Source organism: Peribacillus sp. NPDC097224, from assembly GCF_044761985.1.
In the GTDB taxonomy this organism is placed as follows: Bacteria; Bacillota; Bacilli; order Bacillales; family DSM-1321; genus Peribacillus.
In genome coordinates this window covers 420,656-439,335 of the sequence record NZ_JBIWDK010000001.1, presented here as the reverse complement: position 1 = coordinate 439,335, position 18,680 = coordinate 420,656, and the positions used below count along the sequence as shown (strand labels likewise).

General features: G+C 39.9%; 18 protein-coding genes and 1 other annotated feature. Of the genes, 4 read left to right on the top strand and 14 right to left on the bottom strand.

The genetic code is table 11. The features are described from left to right. Positions 1-15: 15 nt before the first annotated feature. Both proB and hmpA read right to left on the bottom strand, forming a co-directional pair. Entirely contained in the window at positions 16-1,104 is a 1,089-nt protein-coding gene (gene proB / locus ACIQXR_RS02250; protein WP_402869051.1) for a glutamate 5-kinase, read from the bottom strand. Positions 1,105-1,161: 57 nt separating this feature from the next. After that, positions 1,162-1,376 (bottom strand) — a binding site (T-box leader). Between the two features lie 64 nt (positions 1,377-1,440). Then, positions 1,441-2,649: an NO-inducible flavohemoprotein gene (hmpA, locus tag ACIQXR_RS02245; protein ID WP_403079410.1), complete on the bottom strand. Its 1,209-nt coding sequence runs from the start codon at positions 2,647-2,649 to the stop codon at positions 1,441-1,443. Between the two features lie 170 nt (positions 2,650-2,819). Between hmpA and ACIQXR_RS02240 the strand changes: the two genes are divergently transcribed. Beyond that, on the top strand, positions 2,820-3,281 hold the full coding sequence (locus ACIQXR_RS02240) for an RrF2 family transcriptional regulator (protein ID WP_402869867.1): 462 nt from the start codon (positions 2,820-2,822) through the stop codon (positions 3,279-3,281). A gap of 18 nt (positions 3,282-3,299) precedes the next feature. Here the strand turns inward: ACIQXR_RS02240 and ACIQXR_RS02235 are convergent, their stop codons facing one another. From ACIQXR_RS02235 to ACIQXR_RS02225, 3 genes are all read right to left on the bottom strand, one after another. Next, complete coding sequence (locus ACIQXR_RS02235; protein WP_402869054.1) at positions 3,300-4,295, bottom strand: HD-GYP domain-containing protein; 996 nt, start codon at positions 4,293-4,295, stop codon at positions 3,300-3,302. A 77-nt stretch (positions 4,296-4,372) separates the two neighbouring features. Next, positions 4,373-4,564: a zinc-finger domain-containing protein gene (locus tag ACIQXR_RS02230; protein WP_402869055.1), complete on the bottom strand. Its 192-nt coding sequence runs from the start codon at positions 4,562-4,564 to the stop codon at positions 4,373-4,375. After that, a complete protein-coding gene (locus ACIQXR_RS02225; RefSeq protein ID WP_402869057.1) occupies positions 4,542-5,240 on the bottom strand; it encodes a ribonuclease H family protein in 699 nt (232 codons plus the stop codon). Before ACIQXR_RS02225 ends, ACIQXR_RS02230 begins: the two co-directional genes overlap by 23 nt. Before the next feature lie 256 nt (positions 5,241-5,496). On the opposite strand from ACIQXR_RS02225, the gene ACIQXR_RS02220 reads away from it, so the two are divergent. Both ACIQXR_RS02220 and ACIQXR_RS02215 read left to right on the top strand, forming a co-directional pair. Next, complete coding sequence (locus ACIQXR_RS02220) at positions 5,497-5,904, top strand: reverse transcriptase-like protein (protein WP_402869059.1); 408 nt, start codon at positions 5,497-5,499, stop codon at positions 5,902-5,904. Continuing rightward, complete coding sequence (locus ACIQXR_RS02215) at positions 5,888-6,790, top strand: DMT family transporter (RefSeq protein WP_402869061.1); 903 nt, start codon at positions 5,888-5,890, stop codon at positions 6,788-6,790. The genes ACIQXR_RS02220 and ACIQXR_RS02215 overlap by 17 nt, the downstream gene beginning before the upstream one ends. 31 nt (positions 6,791-6,821) lie before the next feature. On the opposite strand, the gene ACIQXR_RS02210 is transcribed toward ACIQXR_RS02215, so the two are convergent. From ACIQXR_RS02210 to ACIQXR_RS02180, 7 genes are all read right to left on the bottom strand, one after another. Next, the gene (locus ACIQXR_RS02210) at positions 6,822-7,115 is read right to left on the bottom strand and encodes a DUF6123 family protein (RefSeq protein WP_402869063.1); all 294 of its coding nucleotides are present in this window, start codon (positions 7,113-7,115) and stop codon (positions 6,822-6,824) included. A 108-nt stretch (positions 7,116-7,223) separates the two neighbouring features. Continuing rightward, positions 7,224-8,069: a 5'-3' exonuclease gene (locus tag ACIQXR_RS02205; protein ID WP_402869869.1), complete on the bottom strand. Its 846-nt coding sequence runs from the start codon at positions 8,067-8,069 to the stop codon at positions 7,224-7,226. A 117-nt stretch (positions 8,070-8,186) separates the two neighbouring features. Next, a complete protein-coding gene (locus ACIQXR_RS02200; RefSeq protein ID WP_403079409.1) occupies positions 8,187-9,014 on the bottom strand; it encodes a sulfurtransferase in 828 nt (275 codons plus the stop codon). A 4-nt stretch (positions 9,015-9,018) separates the two neighbouring features. Continuing rightward, entirely contained in the window at positions 9,019-9,786 is a 768-nt protein-coding gene (locus ACIQXR_RS02195) for a DNA polymerase beta superfamily protein (protein ID WP_403079407.1), read from the bottom strand. Between the two features lie 26 nt (positions 9,787-9,812). Then, entirely contained in the window at positions 9,813-13,523 is a 3,711-nt protein-coding gene (locus ACIQXR_RS02190) for a dynamin family protein (protein WP_403079405.1), read from the bottom strand. Between the two features lie 493 nt (positions 13,524-14,016). Next, the gene (locus ACIQXR_RS02185) at positions 14,017-14,547 is read right to left on the bottom strand and encodes an isoprenylcysteine carboxyl methyltransferase family protein (RefSeq protein ID WP_402869069.1); all 531 of its coding nucleotides are present in this window, start codon (positions 14,545-14,547) and stop codon (positions 14,017-14,019) included. After that, a complete protein-coding gene (locus ACIQXR_RS02180) occupies positions 14,547-15,635 on the bottom strand; it encodes a type III polyketide synthase (protein WP_403079404.1) in 1,089 nt (362 codons plus the stop codon). Before ACIQXR_RS02180 ends, ACIQXR_RS02185 begins: the two co-directional genes overlap by 1 nt. A gap of 174 nt (positions 15,636-15,809) precedes the next feature. Between ACIQXR_RS02180 and ACIQXR_RS02175 the strand changes: the two genes are divergently transcribed. After that, positions 15,810-16,262, top strand: a complete 453-nt coding sequence (locus ACIQXR_RS02175) for a chemotaxis protein CheX (RefSeq protein WP_402869073.1) — start codon at positions 15,810-15,812, stop codon at positions 16,260-16,262. Positions 16,263-16,624: 362 nt separating this feature from the next. Here the strand turns inward: ACIQXR_RS02175 and ACIQXR_RS02170 are convergent, their stop codons facing one another. Next, on the bottom strand, positions 16,625-17,941 hold the full coding sequence (locus ACIQXR_RS02170) for a nucleobase:cation symporter-2 family protein (RefSeq protein WP_402869074.1): 1,317 nt from the start codon (positions 17,939-17,941) through the stop codon (positions 16,625-16,627). Continuing rightward, positions 17,934-18,533, bottom strand: coding sequence for a xanthine phosphoribosyltransferase (locus ACIQXR_RS02165; RefSeq protein WP_402869076.1), 600 nt, complete (start codon positions 18,531-18,533; stop codon positions 17,934-17,936). The genes ACIQXR_RS02170 and ACIQXR_RS02165 overlap by 8 nt, the downstream gene beginning before the upstream one ends. Positions 18,534-18,680 lie beyond the last annotated feature (147 nt).

The window sequence follows — 18,680 nt, the reverse complement described above, 5'->3', positions numbered from 1 at the left end:
CTTGAATTTTTTTGATTAAGCTTTCACCCATTTATCACGATGGATGACTTCTATCGAAGAAAGGACAAGCTCAGTCGTGCGCTTTCCCATCGCCTGCTTCAATTCGGAGGATGAGTATAGAACCTCTCCACGTCCCAAAACACCGCTGGCACCGAACACTTCGACGACATCCCCCTTAGTGAAGTTCCCTTTGATCTCATATATCCCTGCAGGTAATAAGCTGCACCCTTTCGAAACTAAAGCCTTTTCAGCACCTTCATCGATGTAAATCGCCCCTGACACTTTTGAATGAAGGGAAATCCACTGCTTATTTTTGGTAACAGTCGTTAGGACCTCATTGCCGATATATGTGCCATCACCGTTTCCTTCTAGGATGGTAAGGAGTTTCTCTCTCCCCTCTCCGGATCCAATAAACACCTTAACTCCCAGGGAAAGGGCTGTCTGAGCTGCAATCAGCTTAGATTTCATACCACCCGTACCCACACTTGACCCCGCACCTTCAGCCATTTGCAGCAATTCTTCGGTAATTTCAGAAAGCTGGCCGAATCTGCTAGCCATGGGATTAGTCTGCGGATTAGAATCATAAAGCCCGTTTATATCGGTTAGGATGATTAACTGGTTCGCATGGACAAGGCCGCTAACAAGGGCAGATAACATATCATTATCCCCGAATGTCAGTTCCGCAATGGATACGGTATCATTTTCATTAATTATCGGAAGAATCCCCCGCTCAAGCAATTCCATCAATGTAGCATAGGCATTTTGATAGCGTTCTTTATTCGAAAAATCATTTCTTGTTAACAAAATTTGCGCCGGGACGATCCCGAATTGGCCCAGTTGCTCCATATAGGACTGAATCAATAGACTTTGACCGACCGCGGCTGCCGCTTGTTTTCCTTTTAATGTAACAGGCCTTGTCGGATAACCTAATTTACGAAAGCCAGTTGCTACCGCTCCGGATGAAACTAAAACCACTTCATGCCCAGCTGAACGTAAGGCCGCTACTGCGTGAATATGATCGGAAAATTTCTTTTGGTCGATTTCACCTTGGTTGTTTGTTAAAGAACTACTTCCTATCTTTACAACGATGCGCTTCTTTTCCATCGATTTTTTCCTCCAATAAATATCTTAAAAATGAAAAAAAGCCCTTTTCATCCTCGAAATAAGGACGAAAAGAGCTCTCTCCGTGGTACCACCTTCATTGGATGCACATGTATACATCCCACTTTACCTAATAACGCCAGGGTTCGCGCCTATGTTTTGCATAGGACTCAAGAAGCAGGTTCTGCGCTTTTCTGTCGCGGGTCTTCCAGCTATAAACTCCGCTCTCTGTCACAGTAATATTTCGCATACTAATCTTCTCTCAACGTTCATTGTTTTAATATAGTATGCAAAATTATCGTCGTGATGTCAACAACATTCCAGGTGCCTTACTAAATCTTAAAGGGGCATTGCCGGACCGAAAAACTCATAATGAATTTTTTCGGAATCGACCCCTAGCTCCTTCAAGTGAGTGATGATCGTTTTCATAAATGGTACAGGACCACATACATAATAATCTGCATCCGCTTTAATATGATTGCTTAAAAGCTCAACATCCATGTATCCTTGTTTTTCATAGTTTGGAAGATCTTGATCTTCTTTACTAGGGTTCATGAAAACATACGATAATTGATAGTTTACTAGCTTTTGTGAAAGTCCTGCCAATTCTTCTCTAAACGGCTGAACTGCCCCATTCTCACAAGCATGGACCAATTGTACATCACGTTCAGACTGTAGGTCAGCAAGGGAATGCATCATACTCATGAAAGGCGTGATTCCAACACCTCCGCTAAGAAAGACAATTGGTGATTGTTTTTTTAAGTCCAGGGTAAAGTCTCCTGCAGGAACCGTCGCCTCAATACTATCCCCAACTTGAATGGCATCGTGCAGGTGGTTCGAGACCCTTCCATCAGGAGAGACTTGTGTTTTTTCTTTTTTGACGGAGATACGGAAATATTCTTTTCCTGGTGCATCCGATAAACTATATTGACGGTTGAATAAATACTGTTCACCCTGGATTTCGATGCGTACTGTTAAATATTGCCCAGGTAAATATGATGGGACAGCTTCTCCATCGGCAGATTTTAAATAGAAAGAAGTTATGACTTCACTTTCCCGTACCTTCTTAATAACAGTAAACGGTTTGAAATCAGTCCATCCCCCATTCTGGTTAGATGCCTGGTCATACATTTCCTTCTCCATGTTAATGAAAACATCAGCTATGACACCGTATGCATCTCCCCATGCTTGAAGGATCTCCTCGGTAGCTGCATCACCCAACACTTCCTTGATAGCAGCCAATAAGTATTCTCCGACAATAGGATAATGCTCAGGTTTCACAATAAGGCTTCTATGTTTTTGAGCAATTTGTTTAACTGCCGGTAAAATCGTTTCAAGCTGGTCGATATATTTAGCGGCAGCTAGCACCGTGTTCGCTAATGCGTTTTGTTGACGCCCCTTTTTCTGGTTAGTGTGATTAAAAATATTCAATAGCTCTGGATGGGCTTCAAAAAGATTTTTATAAAAAACAGTTGTAATGGTAGTACCATGCACTTCTAATACAGGCACGGTGGATTTTATGATATCAATGGTTTTTTGAGATAACATGTTTAGGCTCCTCTTTTGAATAAACAAGTATTTTAAATACATGTTTATCTTAAAACCAAATATCGATAAAAGCAATATCTAGAATACTTCTTTTTAGCACTTTAGCATTGATGTTAAAAAATGTTCACATTTATGATATAGTCAAAGGGATAGAATGTGAGGCGAAAAACATGAGGCTAACGAGTTATTCAGATTATTCACTAAGAGTTTTGATTTACCTAGCTTCCCAGGAACAAAGCACGTTGACAAATATAAAAGAGATTTCTGAAGTCTATCATATATCTAAAAACCACCTGATGAAAATTGTCTATAACCTTGGTAAATTGGGCTATATTGAGACAGTACGCGGACGAAATGGTGGGTTACGGCTGGCAAAAAAACCTGATGAGATAAATGTTGGAGAATTGGTCCGTAAAACGGAGGAAGATTTTTACTTAGTAGAATGCTTCAAAGATGATGATAACTGTGTGATTTCTCCCGTATGTTCTTTAAAATTTGTACTTAATAATGCCTTAGACGCTTTTCTTAAGGTTCTTGATCAATATACAATTGCCGATTTCGTTGAAAATAGAGTAATGCTAAAAGCCTATTTCGATTCGGTAAAGCCAAAGGACAAAGAGCCCGATATTTAAATCCGGCTCTTTTTCTCATTAACTTATGATCCGCTCAATTTGTAATTCCTTTTCCATTCTTAAATCCACGAAACCTGCATCGGTTTTCATCAGTACTTTAAGAGGGTCATATGGGTTTATCATGATAATCGTCCCAATCTGCTGATTCGTCAGCACGACTTCTTTTCCCACTAGCGTTTCCATCAAGGAATTAATGAATACCAACAAAATTTCAGGATTGAATTTTCCGAACACATCTCGGTTCATTTGTTCGATGACCATATAAAATGGCATGGCCTGATGATAAACCCGATTTGAGGACATGGCATGAAACACATCAGCTATTGCTACGATTTTGGAAAGATAGTAAATATTATTCCCGTTCAGGTTTAATGGATATCCATGCCCATCCTCACGCTCATGGTGCTGAAGTGCCGTCAATGCTATAGAAGGATGGAGCCCTGGTATGTTCTTAAGTAGCTCGTATCCATAAATCGTATGCCGTTTCATTTCTTCATATTCTGCAAAGGTTAGTTTCCCCGGCTTGTCTAATAAACTCTCAGGTATCCTAGTTTTACCCACATCATGAAGGGTTGCCGCTAATGTAAGATTGGAGAGACTTTCACTCGACAATCCGAGCTTCTTCCCTAAATAGGTCGCTATGATCCCGACCCCTATATTATGCTTATACGTATATTCGTTTTTGGACTGCATTTCTTCGAATAAGTAGTAAATATCCGGAATCCTGGCTGCCTCTTGAATGACTGGGACAATTTCCGCTTGAATTCCGTCAATTGTCCTGCGTTGAATTTTCTCTTCTTTGCGTATGTCATCAAATATATTCTTTATTTGTACCGTAATATCGTTTATTTGGTGGTGTAGGTGATCCCCCATTTTTTGTTTATCATGAAGGTCACTAACTGACTCTTGGTTTTCTTTTGTCTTTTTATTCAGTTCTTCCAACAAAGAATCGATTTCGGGAATGGTAAGCGGTACTTTCCACTCTTTATTTAACTTTCCTTTTCTTTTATTCATAGCTCCACACTTTTCCTTCTTTTTCCCTATAATACCATATTATTCTATGTTATTGTGAAAAAAGTAGGACCCACTTCTTATACCTGTGTATCATCAACCAGTTTGTTTCCCAGCTCTCTTAATTTTTCTCCCACAGTACACTGTGATATACAGAACTTATGAGCATATGAACGACCTTTATCTTTTCGGAATTGTTTTTGCAGAAAGCAATCCTGGCAGTAAGATACAATCACCTCTTCTACTTCTTCATATATTTTTTTCCGATTCATCGCTATTACGACTCCTTTGATCAATAATTTCCAAATTACTAAAAATGGATTCACCTTGAAGAGCGAGTGTTGCCAAACGATCCGCTTCCTGATTCTCCTTCCGCGAAATTGGCTTATAGACCGGAATGATTTTCATCTTTTCCAGTTTCGCTTCTATGCGATCCAACCATTTATTTAGGGTCTCTTCCATGCATGGCCAATCTCCCGACAATTGATTCAATACAACAAGGGAATCTCCTTTAAAGGAACAGCTTTGATGATGCACACCCAAGTCTTCCATCCGATTCAACGCCTCATAAAATGCAGCATACTCCGCTTCATTGTTGGATTCCAATTGTTCAAGCTTTACATTCGAGCGATTGCGGAAGTGTTTTTTTCCCTGCCGATAATAAATGGCTACGCCTATTCCAGCAGTTTTTTGATCTTTTTGGTAGCCCCCATCAAAAAAGACCGTCACATCCTGCGGCTCCTCTTCAACCACTGTCAAAAGTTTCTTTAATTCTTTCTTCGTCCATGTTGTATCGAAATCATCCTTGAATTCTACGTCCTTCAGTCGGCCCGTTTTTTCAAGGTCGTCAGCTATGATTAAAGCACTTCCGGCATCAAGCCAATCTGAAGTGAAATCCGCTGAAGGTTTCCTGGAGGTTTTATATTTCCAATGCATGATTACTTTCAATGATTTTCAGCTCCTTAAAATCGCTCTATTTTATACGATTAGGTTCGACAATTTTCATACCTATTTTCCGTAATACCATCTATAATATAAAATATACTATTAAATATTCTTATAATATTCCTTTATAGTAGTTCCCTAAACAACACGAATTTCTCACTTTGGAAATGAAAATATTTTTCGTTTCCAAAGTGAGAATGATATAGGAAACAAGTTTTAATCATATCATATTAATATTGTGTACTCGAGGAGGAACATCATGATTGAAGTGTATATAGATGGTGCAAGTGCCGGAAACCCTGGACCAAGTGGCGCAGGCATTTTCATAAATAATAACGGTGTGGTAGAGCGTCATTCAATTCCACTTGGCTGTATGGAAAACCACGAGGCGGAATACCATGCATTAATTAAGGCTTTAGAGATTTGTGTTGCCAGTAATTATCAAGTCGTCTCATTCCGAACGGATTCCCAGGCAATTAACCAGGCTATTGAAAAGAAGTTTGCTAAAAAGAAATACGGGCCCTTGCTTTATGAAGCACTTAAACTAACCGACCAACTAGAGTTGTTTTTCGTGAAATGGATACCAAGTATAGAGAATAAATCGGCGGATGAGTTAGCTCGACGGGCCATACGTCTGAATAAGGATCAACATGAAAAAGACTGCTGATGCAACTTTACTATTCGTGGTATTTATTTGGGGTGTCACATTTGTAATGGTTCAAAATGCCATCTCTTTTCTCGAACCCTTTAGCTTTAATGCTGTCCGCTTTCTCATTGCCTTTCTGTTTTTGCTTGTACCATATTTTTTGACTTTACATAAAAAAGGGAATAGATACCATAAAGAAACAATGTTGGCAGGACTTCATATCGGGGTTTGGCTTTTCTTGGGTTATGCCTTTCAAACAAAAGGGCTAGAGTTAACGACTCCTGCAAAGACAGGCTTCATTACTGGATTAAGTGTGGTGATGGTCCCCGTTTTTTCTTTGGTGCTCCTAAAATTGAAGCTGTCACGCAATACGGTTTTGGGAGTCGTTGTTGCAACTTTTGGGCTTTACTTAATGGCATTCGTTGACCATTCATCTGTGAATGTCGGGGATTTCTTAGTGTTTCTGTGTGCCATCAGCTTTGCCATGCAAATCATCACGACCGCAAAATATGCAAAAACCCTTCCGGCGCTTCCATTGACGCTAATACAAATAGGAACGGTATCCCTTTTATCCTTTCTCTCCGCCTTGCTTTTTGGTGAGAATTATTCAGTAGTCTTCAAGGCTGAGGTCATGCTACAGCCAGAGGTTTGGACGGCCCTATTAGTAACTTCAGTCTTGGCCACCTCATTTGCTTTTTTTGCACAAACCTATTTTCAGGCGTATACGACGCCCACTAGGGTTGCCTTGATTTTTTCTATGGAACCTGTATTTGCTGCAATGACCTCATACATATGGATTGATGAAAAATTGACAATCGCTTCTTTAACCGGTTGTGGATTCATTTTTGCCGGCATGATTCTTGCTGAACTGCCACAAAGAAAATCTATACCGAGGGAAGTAACGTAAATAGGCTGGACTTCTACTTACGAAGTCCAGCCTATTTAAGTAAACCTTGTTCTTTAGCAAACGCTACCGCTGCAAAGCGCGTTTCAATGCCATTTTGCTTTAGGTTTTCAAGGAAAGAGATATAAAAACTGCCATCAAACTTTTTTTGGATTTTCAAGGTCAATTCGATTGCCGTATTGACTAAAGTATCACTCGCTTCCGTGTACCGTTTGCCAAAATAAATAAAGCCTATGGCATCATCTCCGAAAGAGAAACCTTTTCCTTCAAGAAATCTCACATATTCTTCAGTTGATTGCCCCACTACTGCATCCACTCCATCATTCATACTTTTTACATCTTACCGTAAATTAGGGGTTTTGCCTATCCATTTTTCGACAAAAACCCCTATTTAAATAAAAAACGAATTCCCCATTAAGGAATTCGCTCATTCATTTTATAGCATCCGCAATAGTGTTTTATATTCATGATCCCTGGCAAGATTTTGGACTTTTTCACGATCGAATTGATAGATCGCCTGATCTAAGGTACATGATATCGGAACATCACATTTGATTTCCGCCAGCTGCCTTGATAAATGAAGCATATCAAGGGCTGATTCAATCTTTGTCCGCTGTCCCTTCGTCAATGAAGCAACATTTTCCAGGATACCCTCAATATTTTGATATTGTATCAATAACTTCAACGCTGTTTTTTCCCCAATCCCTTTTACACCTGGATAATTGTCCGCAGTATCACCCATCAATGCTTTAAGGTCGATCATCTGTCTAGGGGTAATCCCTTTCCATTCAAAGAAACTAGTGGGATTATGCACTTCATAATTGCCGTAACCCTTTTTTAGTAAGAGGACGGAAATGTTATCTTCAATCAGCTGAAGCATGTCTTGGTCACCCGTTAGGATTCCGACGCGACTATGATTGGCTGAAGCTTTTGCAATGGTACCGATACAGTCATCCGCCTCATACCCCGGAAGTCCTATATTAGGAATATCAAAAGCCTCGACCGCTTGTTTCGCTAATTCGAATTGTGGAATCATTTCAACTGGGGCAGACGTTCTGTTAGCCTTATACCCATCAAATAATTCATTACGGAAAGTTTTACTACCCATATCCCAGCAAACTGCAATATGACTAGGGGAGAAATGATTTACCGCTGTGAGCATATGCTTTAAGAAACCCTGTACAGCATTTGTGGGGGCCCCTTTAGAATTAATCATAAACTGGCCTGTGACAGCCGTTGCATAAAAGGCTCTAAATAAAAGTGCCATTCCATCGACAAGCATAAAGGAAGGCTGCTGTTCTTTTTCATTCGTTAACACTTTATCACCTCTATCATGATGTATATCTATTTTACCATAGCTGTACACCTTTTTGAGGATTGTTAATTGGAAATAACTTAATCATCCTATAGGATTATCCGGGTAGGAAATCCAGTCACTGAAGCTTCCTACATATACCTTGACATTAGTGAAACCGGCTTCCTTCAGTGCAATATAATTGGGAGAAGCCGTCACACCTGAACCACAATAAACGATGATTTCCTTATCACCGCTAATACCCTCGAATGTTTTCTTCAGTTCATCCCTTTTCAAGAAATATCCCCCGTCAAGAACATTCGTCCATACCTTATTGATTGCCCCCGGTATGTGCCCTGCCTTTTTATCGATAGGCTCTACAATTCCTAAGAACCGTTTAGTTTCCCTTGAGTCTATCAACACCACGTCATCCGGTCTCTTTTCGCTAAACTCCTTCACCTTTTCGTAAGAAGCCAAAATGGGTTCATGTATGTGTAGTCGATATTCTGCCTGTTTATATTCTGGTATACTGGAATCCGAAGGGTACCCTCCATCCTTCCATGCCTGATATCCACCATTCAGGATGTAGACATTCTGGTGCCCAATATAGGAAAGCAGCCAAACGAATCTTGAAGCGAAGCTACCCTCCCCACCATCATAGGCAACTAAAATTGTATCGTTGGTTATTCCATATGATTCTAGCTTATTTTTAAACTGAACCAAATTCGGAAGCGGATGTCTCCCTCCATGTTCTTCAACCTGTCCAGATAAGTCTTTTTCTAAATCAAAATATACGGCACCTGTAATATGTTCTTTTTCGTATTCTTTACCGCCCACTTCTGGTGACCCAAGCTTATATCGGCAATCACAAATTCTGACATCCTCTAATTTGCTCATGGATATTAACTCTTCTACCTCTATTATATATCCCATTTTACTATCTCTCCCCCTTTAGAATGGACCAATTTATATGATTGAGTTCCTTCTCCATGTCCCTTCCCACCGGAAGCTTTGTTACATTCTCTTCCAAGAAGGGGAATGTTCCTTTCAAGACCTTAAGATTTTCTTCACTTGCAAGTTTCGGAAAATCTTCGCTTTGTTTAGCCATGAATATTGTAGTCATCCTCTTTTTCATATCTTCTTCAAGCACCACGGACTCCAGCAATTCCCACACATCTATGGGTGGTAGCGATTTTTTTTGGATTAGATAGTGTAACGTCAAATACGATCGATAAACTTGTACCCAAGTTTTTAACGTTTTAATTTCCGTATCCTTTTCTTCAGCCAATCGTTGAATATTGCTCTTAATCATGCGGAGGTAATGATGCCCTAAAACCTTTTTGGAATAAGCTACATTCATTAAACTTAGCATATTTCTGCGATAGGTTGGCTCGTCGATAAGTTGAATGGGAGACGTAACTGACTCATAAACAGAAGGGTTACTCTTTAACATGAGCCGGGAGGCCTTGAACAAATCCCATCCTACGAGGTCTAAAGAGCCCTCAACCAACTGGATGGAGTCGACAGGCTTGCTTATCGATAAATATGTTTTGACTTCATTTTGGACATAAATAAATCTGACATCGAAATCCGAACTTGATGATGATAGACCAAAAGAATGGCTGCCTGTTACAGCAGCCATCATGATTGTAATATGTTCACGCTTTTCAAGTTCGGACAAAAGTGAAATAAGGTTTTCTTTCATAAAGTAACCACGTTTCCATTATTATTCTAAGAATTCATTTTTACCAATTTTTCTACAGCAGCCTCATAGTAAGGTAAATCTACCTTTTCCTCTAAAGCAGCACGTAACCCAGCAAACACATCGGCTATTTCCGCTTGGAATTTCTTTTGAATCGATAGCAATTCCTGATCCAGAATCGTTGTATATAATTCAAAAAGACGGGCACCCTGTTCTTTCACGTAAATTGAGGCAGGCTCATCCAAGCGCAATTGGATATCCTCACTCATTTTTACCTTTTCATTTTTTTCGAAGAAGCTTTTTGGATTCTTGAACTGAGCTAACTCTTTTTTGAATTCACCCGCATCCATTTGGTTAAAAGCACTTGTGAACTCAAGGGACTCTTTCTCACTTGGTTCATATGGTTGTAACGAAATTGTTTTTCGGACATTCTGGATCTGTTGGAGCAAACCGACTTGTTTTTCATTCAACAATTTATTGACGAACATCTCAGTCCTCAATGCTGTGGCACGCATTTCCTGTGATAGGTCGAATCCTAATGATTCGAGTAGGTCCTTTAAGGCTAACTTAAGGACCTGTTTCAAGTCCTGTCCGTCGTCCTTTATGACAGCAGGGTTGAATGATTCCTTGAAAAAGTCATTGAACCGGAAAAACACCCGTTGTTTACTATAGAAAGTCAATTCATCAATCTCTTTTTTCAACCGTAGTTTTTCGGCATCCCCTTTAATGACTTCCAAAATTCCTGTTATGGTCTGAGCCTCTTGCGCCAATGTCTCAAGGGCCTTTTGCTTGGCTTTCTCATCTTGCTTAGAGGCCGTAATAACATCACGCATTAATTCTTCGGTCCTTCGTACAGCCGCCTGCGCCGATTCGATTGCAAGCCCCGTTAAGTCATGTTCGATGAACGAATCGAATTGCAATTGAAATTCCGTTATTCCACTATCCTGAAGGAAAGAGTGCTTGAATGAACCAGGAAGTTTCTTTTCTTCCAAAGCACCTTTACTAGTAAGCGGGAATAGCTTTGGAAAACGGATACCGAAGCCATTCAATTGATCCGTAACATACTCCATCACTTCTTCCAACTCGTCGGTATTCTGGGCAAGATCGACTGCATTGACGATAAAGAACATTTTATCCATTGCAAAAGAATCCTTAACGCGACCAAGTTGGATCAGGAATTCTCGGTCAGCCTTTGAAAAGGGATGGTTGTAATAGGTCACGAAGAGAATCGCATCCGAGTTTTTAATATACTCGAAGGCAGCTCCAGTATGCCTGGCATTAATGGAATCCGCTCCAGGGGTATCGACAAGCACCATGCCCTGCTTTGTCATTTCACAGTCGTAACGTAATTCAATCAAATCCACGAGACATGACTTCGATTCCTCTGCTGCAAAACTCTTGAATCCTTCCAAATCCACCGTTATGACTGACCCTAAATCTTTTTGGTATGGCGGCATTCCTTGATGGAACGCACGAAGGAAGGATAGATGAGTTTTCCCTTTATCCACTTCACCCGCTTTTTCGATAATCTCCAAAGCTAGTTGATGTGCCTCACTCAGTGACTTGGCAGTTTGACCAAACGCACTTAAAGCCAATTTCACATCCTCTAGGAGCATTTCTTCGGTTTTTAATTTAACAGTCGCTGTACCATGTGGATGTTCACTGTCCGAAGCCAAGATTTTATTGATTGCGGCAGTGGTAGGGTTCGGTGATACCGGTAAAACGGTTTCCCCCATCAATGCATTGGCGAAAGATGACTTGCCGGCACTGAAAGCACCGAATAATGCAACAGTGAATGTCTGCTTTTCGAGTCTACTCGCCTTCTCTGTTAATTCTTTATAGAGCGATTGGAAACCTTTCAAAGGTTGAATCAGTTTGGCTGCACTTTGTAAGTTTCTTGCCGTATCCATCAATTTTTCCTTACCACGTAAGTCCCCTTTACTCATAGAAGGGGTGACCGATTCGATTTGCACCTTTTTTTCTTCCATGGACGTTTGGGATGGCTTCTGTTTCTTTTCCTGATTTACCGCTTCGGTTTCACTCGTATTCATTATTTTAACCTTGATATTTTTATCTTCTTCATCCCATTGAGTCAGAAGTGCCTCGATATCACTTTCCTTGGCTGACTGTACAGTCTGATTGGCAATGGCATCCAACTGTTCCTTATGAGCGGCTATTTCACCGTTCATTGCTGCTGTAACCTTAAGGGCTTCTGCAAAATCAGCAAAACCTTCCAGCTCTTTATCAATGGATTCTGATTGTAAACCAATTCTTTCTTCCAGGGTGACAATCACTTTATTGAAAAATACATCCGCTTCATCACGGGACTTCTTTTTAATCGTGGAAGCTAGGTCATTGGTATAGTTCAATACATATTCCCCTGTAACATTGACCTGTGGTTTCAGAGATTTCCGGATATACTCTTCTGTAATCTCGATATGTAATGTCTGGGCATCACTTTCTAGCGTTGCATCATGTACTTCTGCCTCAGTAAGAGTCTTTACCGCCAACTCTTTAAGGTGCCATTCAAGTTGAGTCTTAACCTTTTCTTGCAAATCAGCTAAGAAGGATTGAAGGCGCTCCGCACGTTCAGCTTCCGTTTTTTTCTTTGCAAATAATAATCCCATTTTAAAATCGGGCTGGACGGATTCCAAGAATGATTTTCCCAAATCGCGAGTAGTTGCCGGCATGATATACGCGCTTTTCAAAATGACTTCCAAATCCTCGGCAAACTGGGCTTTTATCTTCTCCAAGCGATCCGTTAAAGATCCCTTTTCCTTGATTAGTTTATCCACTTGGTCTGTCAACTTTATCCGCTCTTCATTAGGAAGCTCCGACAGTACTTCAAATTCACTGGCATGTTCTTCTTCATACTGCTCTTTTAACCAGATAAGATGTCTTTCAACAAGAGCATTCGCAGATTGCATGATGGCGTCCTTGCCATTCGACAAACCATTTTCCGCCATTTCATACAGAAAATTCCGCACAGTTTCAATTTCATTCTCGCTATTGTCCAAATCTCTAACAGACGTAAAAAAGATTCCATCAGGATATACATTCCAATTCGCAAAAGCTTCTGAAACCGATAATTTAAAATTCTGGAAGCTCAGCTCATTTTCATCATGCTTATCAATCATATTGATAATTAAGTACGTCGGTTTTTCCGCTTCTACTAATTCTTTCGTGAAAAGGAAATTCACTTCAGATTGGACATGGTTATAATCCATAACATAAAAAACGACATCCGCTAGATGCAAGGCTGATTCAGTCGATACCCTGTGAGCATCATCGGTCGAGTCAATTCCCGGCGTATCCATGATTGCACAAGAATCTGGCAATTGAAACTGATTGGAGCTAATGGTAATGGCCGATACGGAATCGCCGTCCTTGGCGAATTTCTTTACCTCTTTAAAATCATATGGTGCAGGAAATACTACCGGTGGCTGATGATGATAAAAGACCTTGGCATAGTCATCTCCTTTTTGAACTTTAACTGTATTGGCACTCGTAGGAATCGGACTAGAAGGCAATACTTGATCACCCAAAAAGTAATTGATCATGCTTGATTTCCCTGCGGAAAAATGACCACAAAAAGCAATGATAAATTCTTCTTTATTCACTTTCATGATTAACTGTTTCAGTTTATCGGCATTACCCGTATCACCTGCCAATTGGAATTTTTCATACATGGCAGTCAAAATCCCCAATTTAGACTGTTGCTTGGTTACTTCAGAAATCATCTTTCCATACCCCTTATTCTATCGTCATTTTGATACTCCTATTGTAAACGATTTCGTTTGTTATTCATACCGTTTGCTTGATGTTTTACTAGTAAAAGACGCCGTAATGCATTGGAAAACTCAAAAAAGCCCACAATTTTGTGGGCTTTCATAAGGCTTATTGCTTTACTGAATGCAGATTCTTACCGAGGTGAGGGTGTTGGGTGGTAACTAGTTTGATTTTCGTTATTTGACTGGGTTAAAGAACGATTCACCTTAGCCGGTTTTTGGATATTATTCAACACATGTTTCATCACAAATGTATATGTAGCGACTGTCAATAAAATGAATAACCAAATCATTACAAAACACCATCCTCTTTTATATTCGTACATTTTTAGTTTTAATTGTAATAGTTTTTCTTTTCAATACAACCATTGAGAATAATTTTCATCTTCATTTAGAATCTTATCACGAACGATAATCATTTTCAATAAGAAAACCAAACTTTTTATTATTTTTGCTTAAAAGCTGTAGAATATTCCGTATGTTCTTTTAAAGCCCTTTCTTCTAGTGGTATCCTCACTGACATCATCCAGACATTTAAAAGGCTGAATATCATTGCTGTATAATAAGCATTGAATAACAGTGAAATAACGATTATTTCAGTGGCCACGATGAGGTAATTCGGATGTTTAACATACCTATAGGGGCCTTTGATGATTACTTCCGCGTCAGGAACGACTATGATTTTTGTATTCCAATGCTTACCAAGAGACATGATCACCCAAACCCGGCCTACTTGGGCCAATAAAAACAACGATAACCAAATCGGCCAAAGGGGAGAAAAAGCTCTAGTAAATCCAACTACCTCAAATATGAGTGCTAAAAAGAAACTCAAGTGCAAGAGGACCATCCACCGATAATGGTCCACTCCATACTCGACTCCCCCAATTCTCTTCATCTGCTTTTCATTTTGCTTGGCGATGTATAATTCAGCAAGGCGCTGTAAGGCAATCAAGCCTATAAAAATCCCAAATAGCATCAGTTCCACCTCATTAATACTAATTCAGATGAAAATCCTGGCCCCAATGCAGCGGCAAGACCATATTGACCAGTTTGACCACTACGCTTCATGAATCTCTCCAGTACATACAAAATCGTAGCCGATGACATATTACCAAACTCTCTTAAAACCGCCATTGATTCCGCCGTCATCCCTTCGTTGAAACCTAACGATTCATGATAGGCATCAATAACCTTCTTTCCGCCAGGGTGGGCTATAAAATCCTTAATATCCCCAAGTCTAAGTCCTTCCTCCTTTAAAAAGTCTTCCACGTTCGGTTTAAGCCATTCCTTGATGATAGTAGGTATGTCTTTTGAGAAGATGACATGGAGGCCCTGGTCTTTCAAATCCCACCCCATCACATCCAATGAATTGGGCATAAGGGTGGATTGTGAATTCAAGAAATGCAGATGGTGGTCTTTATTTGATTTTCCTTCAACCTTAGCATCATCACCGCAGATCAAGACACAGCTAATTCCATCGGAAAATAAAGAGGTCCCAATTAAATTACTTTTGGAAATATCATTTTTCTGAAAGGTTAAGCTACACAGTTCTACACACAATACGATAACCTTTGCTTTCGGAAACGCTTTACAATATTCAAATGCGCGTGATAGGCCACTTGCCCCCCCGGCACAACCCAGCCCCCATATCGGTATCCTTTTCATATGAGAATTAAAAGGAAGTTCATTCATGATCCTCGCATCTATGGTTGGGGTGGCTATTCCAGTACTTGAAATATAAAAAAAGGCGTCAATTTCATTAGGATGAATCCCATTTTTCAAGAAATCAGTATTAACCAAACACTTTTCTACGGCCTCTTTTCCGAATTCGACAGCCTGTTTAACATATACTTCATTTTTTTCTTGAAAAGTATGATCTTCCCTAAACCAATCCAGGTCATTGGAAAAATACCTATTTTCAACTTGGCCGTTTTTGAACGCCTGCAATAATCGTTCTATATTCTTAAAAGATGCACCGAAAATTTCGCGGGAAAACTCCATGATTTTTTCCTGTGAAAGTTGATAAGGGAGTTTTATGTGGGAAGCAGATAAAAGATATGACATGAATTCACTCCTTATTAATCAATATATGGTTAAGCTTCCCAATCCCTTTGAATTTAATTCTAAAAAACCACGTAGTCTTAAATACATATTTTTCATTATTTTTTTCAATAAAATAGGTATTTCACCCTATAAATTTGATATTATAGGATTAACCATACAATCGGAGGAATTTAAATGGAAATCAGCGCTAGCATTACGAAAGTTTTAAACGGTACGATTTCAGCAGTGAAGTCCGTCCTTCCTTTTTCTTCGGATGTCCAGAAGCCTTCCCTCATTATGCAACCTTTTGAACAGGAATCCATCTCTGTACTTATTGGAATGACGGGAGCCGTTCGGGGTAGATTAATTATCGAAGGAACAAGTGACTGTGTAAGTAAAATAGGCGAAGTCATGTTTGGAATGCCTCTAGAAGGCGAAATGCTAGAGTCGTTCGCCGCAGAGCTTGGTAATATGCTTGCAGGTAATCTCGCAACTTCCTTAGCAAATGATGATACCTTAATGGATATAACACCACCAACCGTCCTTGTCGGTCAAACGAAAATGTATGGCTTCAATCAAGCCATCAATTTGCCTGTAGTCCTCGAAGGGGCTGGAACCCTTCATATTATTCTGATGATTGAAAGCTAGTATCAACATGAAAGAACCCCCTTACCTTCATACTTGGTAAGGGGGTTCTTTCATTCTTCTTTCTCCACGGAAGATTGATTTTGTACTTGGATGATGATGTTCTGAAATTCCTCTTTCCCACAGACAAAACATCTACATTCCTGATTCAAAATGGTCCGACAATGCATACAATATTTTTTTTCCATTCCTATCACTTTCTTTCTTAAACAGATACTAATAATATATTCAGAAAGTGAAGAGAGTTTCCTTTTTATTTTTTAAACCAACCATTTTAATTCAGTTGCCTAGGGGACAAATAAAAACTGCCTCCCCACCGAATCGGATAAGGAAGACAGACTCATTTTTTGATCATGTGAAAATAATCAGGCTACTTTTTGTCCTTCGATACGCACTTTCTTTACTCTCCCTTTTGTCGGGATAACATTGAAAATGATATTCAAGAAGATCGCAGTTAAACTTCCAGCAACGATACCATTTTCGGTTAGAATCTGGATGCCGCCAGGAATATTTGCGAACACCTCGGGAACAACCGTCACCCCTATTCCCATACCTACTGAACAGGCAATGATCAACAAATTTTCCTGGGAGGAAAAATCCACCCTGCTCAGCATTTTAATTCCCGCTGCAATCACCATCCCGAACATGGCTACCATCGCGCCTCCTAAAACGGATGGAGGAATGATCGTTGTGAACGCACCTATTTTAGGTACGAAACCAATTAATATGAGCATGCTCGCAGCTACATAAATGACATTTCTTGTTTTGATGCCCGATAATTGAATCAGGCCCACATTTTGCGAAAAAGCCGTATATGGAAATGCATTAAACAGACCACCGATTATACTGGCCAATCCTTCCGAACGATACCCCCGCGCCAAGTCATCTTCAGAAATTTCTTTATCTGTGATTTCCCCCAAAGCATAGTAAACACCTGTTGATTCCACTAAACTTACTACAGCAACCAGGGTCATGGTTATGATGGCCGTGATATTAAACTCAGGAAAACCGAAATAGAAAAAATGTGGCATATGAAGCCATGAAGCGCCCTCTACGGCACTGAATTCTACTTTACCCATGAAGAAAGCCACAAATGTCCCAAAGAATAATCCAAGTAAAATAGCAATGGACCTGGCAAAGCCCGTTGAGAACTTATACATCAAAATGATGAATAGCAACGTTCCAAAACCAAGGGCTACATTATTCAAGGAACCAAAATCAACCGCACCTTGTCCGCCCCCCAGATTATTAATGGCCACTGGAATGAGCGTAATTCCAATGATTGTAACTACCGATCCTGTTACAACAGGCGGGAAGAACCTCGATAGCTTCCCAAAAAACTTACTGATCAAAACCACAATCAAACCTGAAACCAGAATGGCCCCATAAATGCTATTCATCCCATACTGAGTACCAATTGCAATCATCGGACTTACTGCGGTGAAAGTACAACCAAGTACTACAGGAAGGCCAATCCCAAAATATTTCATTTTTACGACTTGCAATAAAGTCGCAATACCACACATTAAAATGTCGATTGAAACTAAATAGGTCAACTGTGTCGAGTTCAATCCCATAGCACCACCAACAATAAGGGGGATAACAATGGCACCAGCATACATTGCAAGAACGTGTTGTAACCCTAACGATGCAACTTTCAATGGGGATTGATTTTCAGACATGAACGATAGCTCCTTCCCGCTCCTCAATGAATGTTATTTGGCCTACGTTCAACTCCTTGATCCTTGCTAAGGATTCAACTTGGAAACCTTGATCCCTAAGATCTTTGCCACCACTTTGGAAAGCTTTCTCTATAACGATTCCTATACCGACCACTTCAGCGCCTACCTGTTTACAAATATCCGCCAACCCCCGGGCAGCCTGTCCAACAGCTAAAAAGTCATCGATTATTAAGACTTTATCACCGGCTTTAATATACTTATCCGATACGGAAATAGTATTGGTTTCTTTTTTAGTAAAGGAATGAACCGATGCCGTCACTAGCCCCTCAGTCAATGTAAGGGATTTACGTTTACGAGCAAAAATTAATGGAACATCCAATTCCAAAGCTGCCATAAGACCTGGTCCAATCCCCGAAGATTCAATCGTAAGCACCTTTGTTATCTCTTTATGTGCAAATCGTTTTACAAATTCTTTACCGATTTCTTTCATTAGCACAGGATCCATTTGGTGGTTCAAGAATGAATCCACTTTTAAAATGTCTTTAGATAACGCTTGCCCCTCTGACAAGATTTTTTCTTTTAATAGTTGCATGAAGATTCCTCCCAATCTAAGATGATTGATTATTTTAAGTCATGTCATTGTTTCCTGGTAAATGAAAAATGCCCAAGAAACATTGCATCACATAGTAGAGTGAAGCAATATTTCTTGGGCATTCATGAAAAAGGATATATAAAGTCC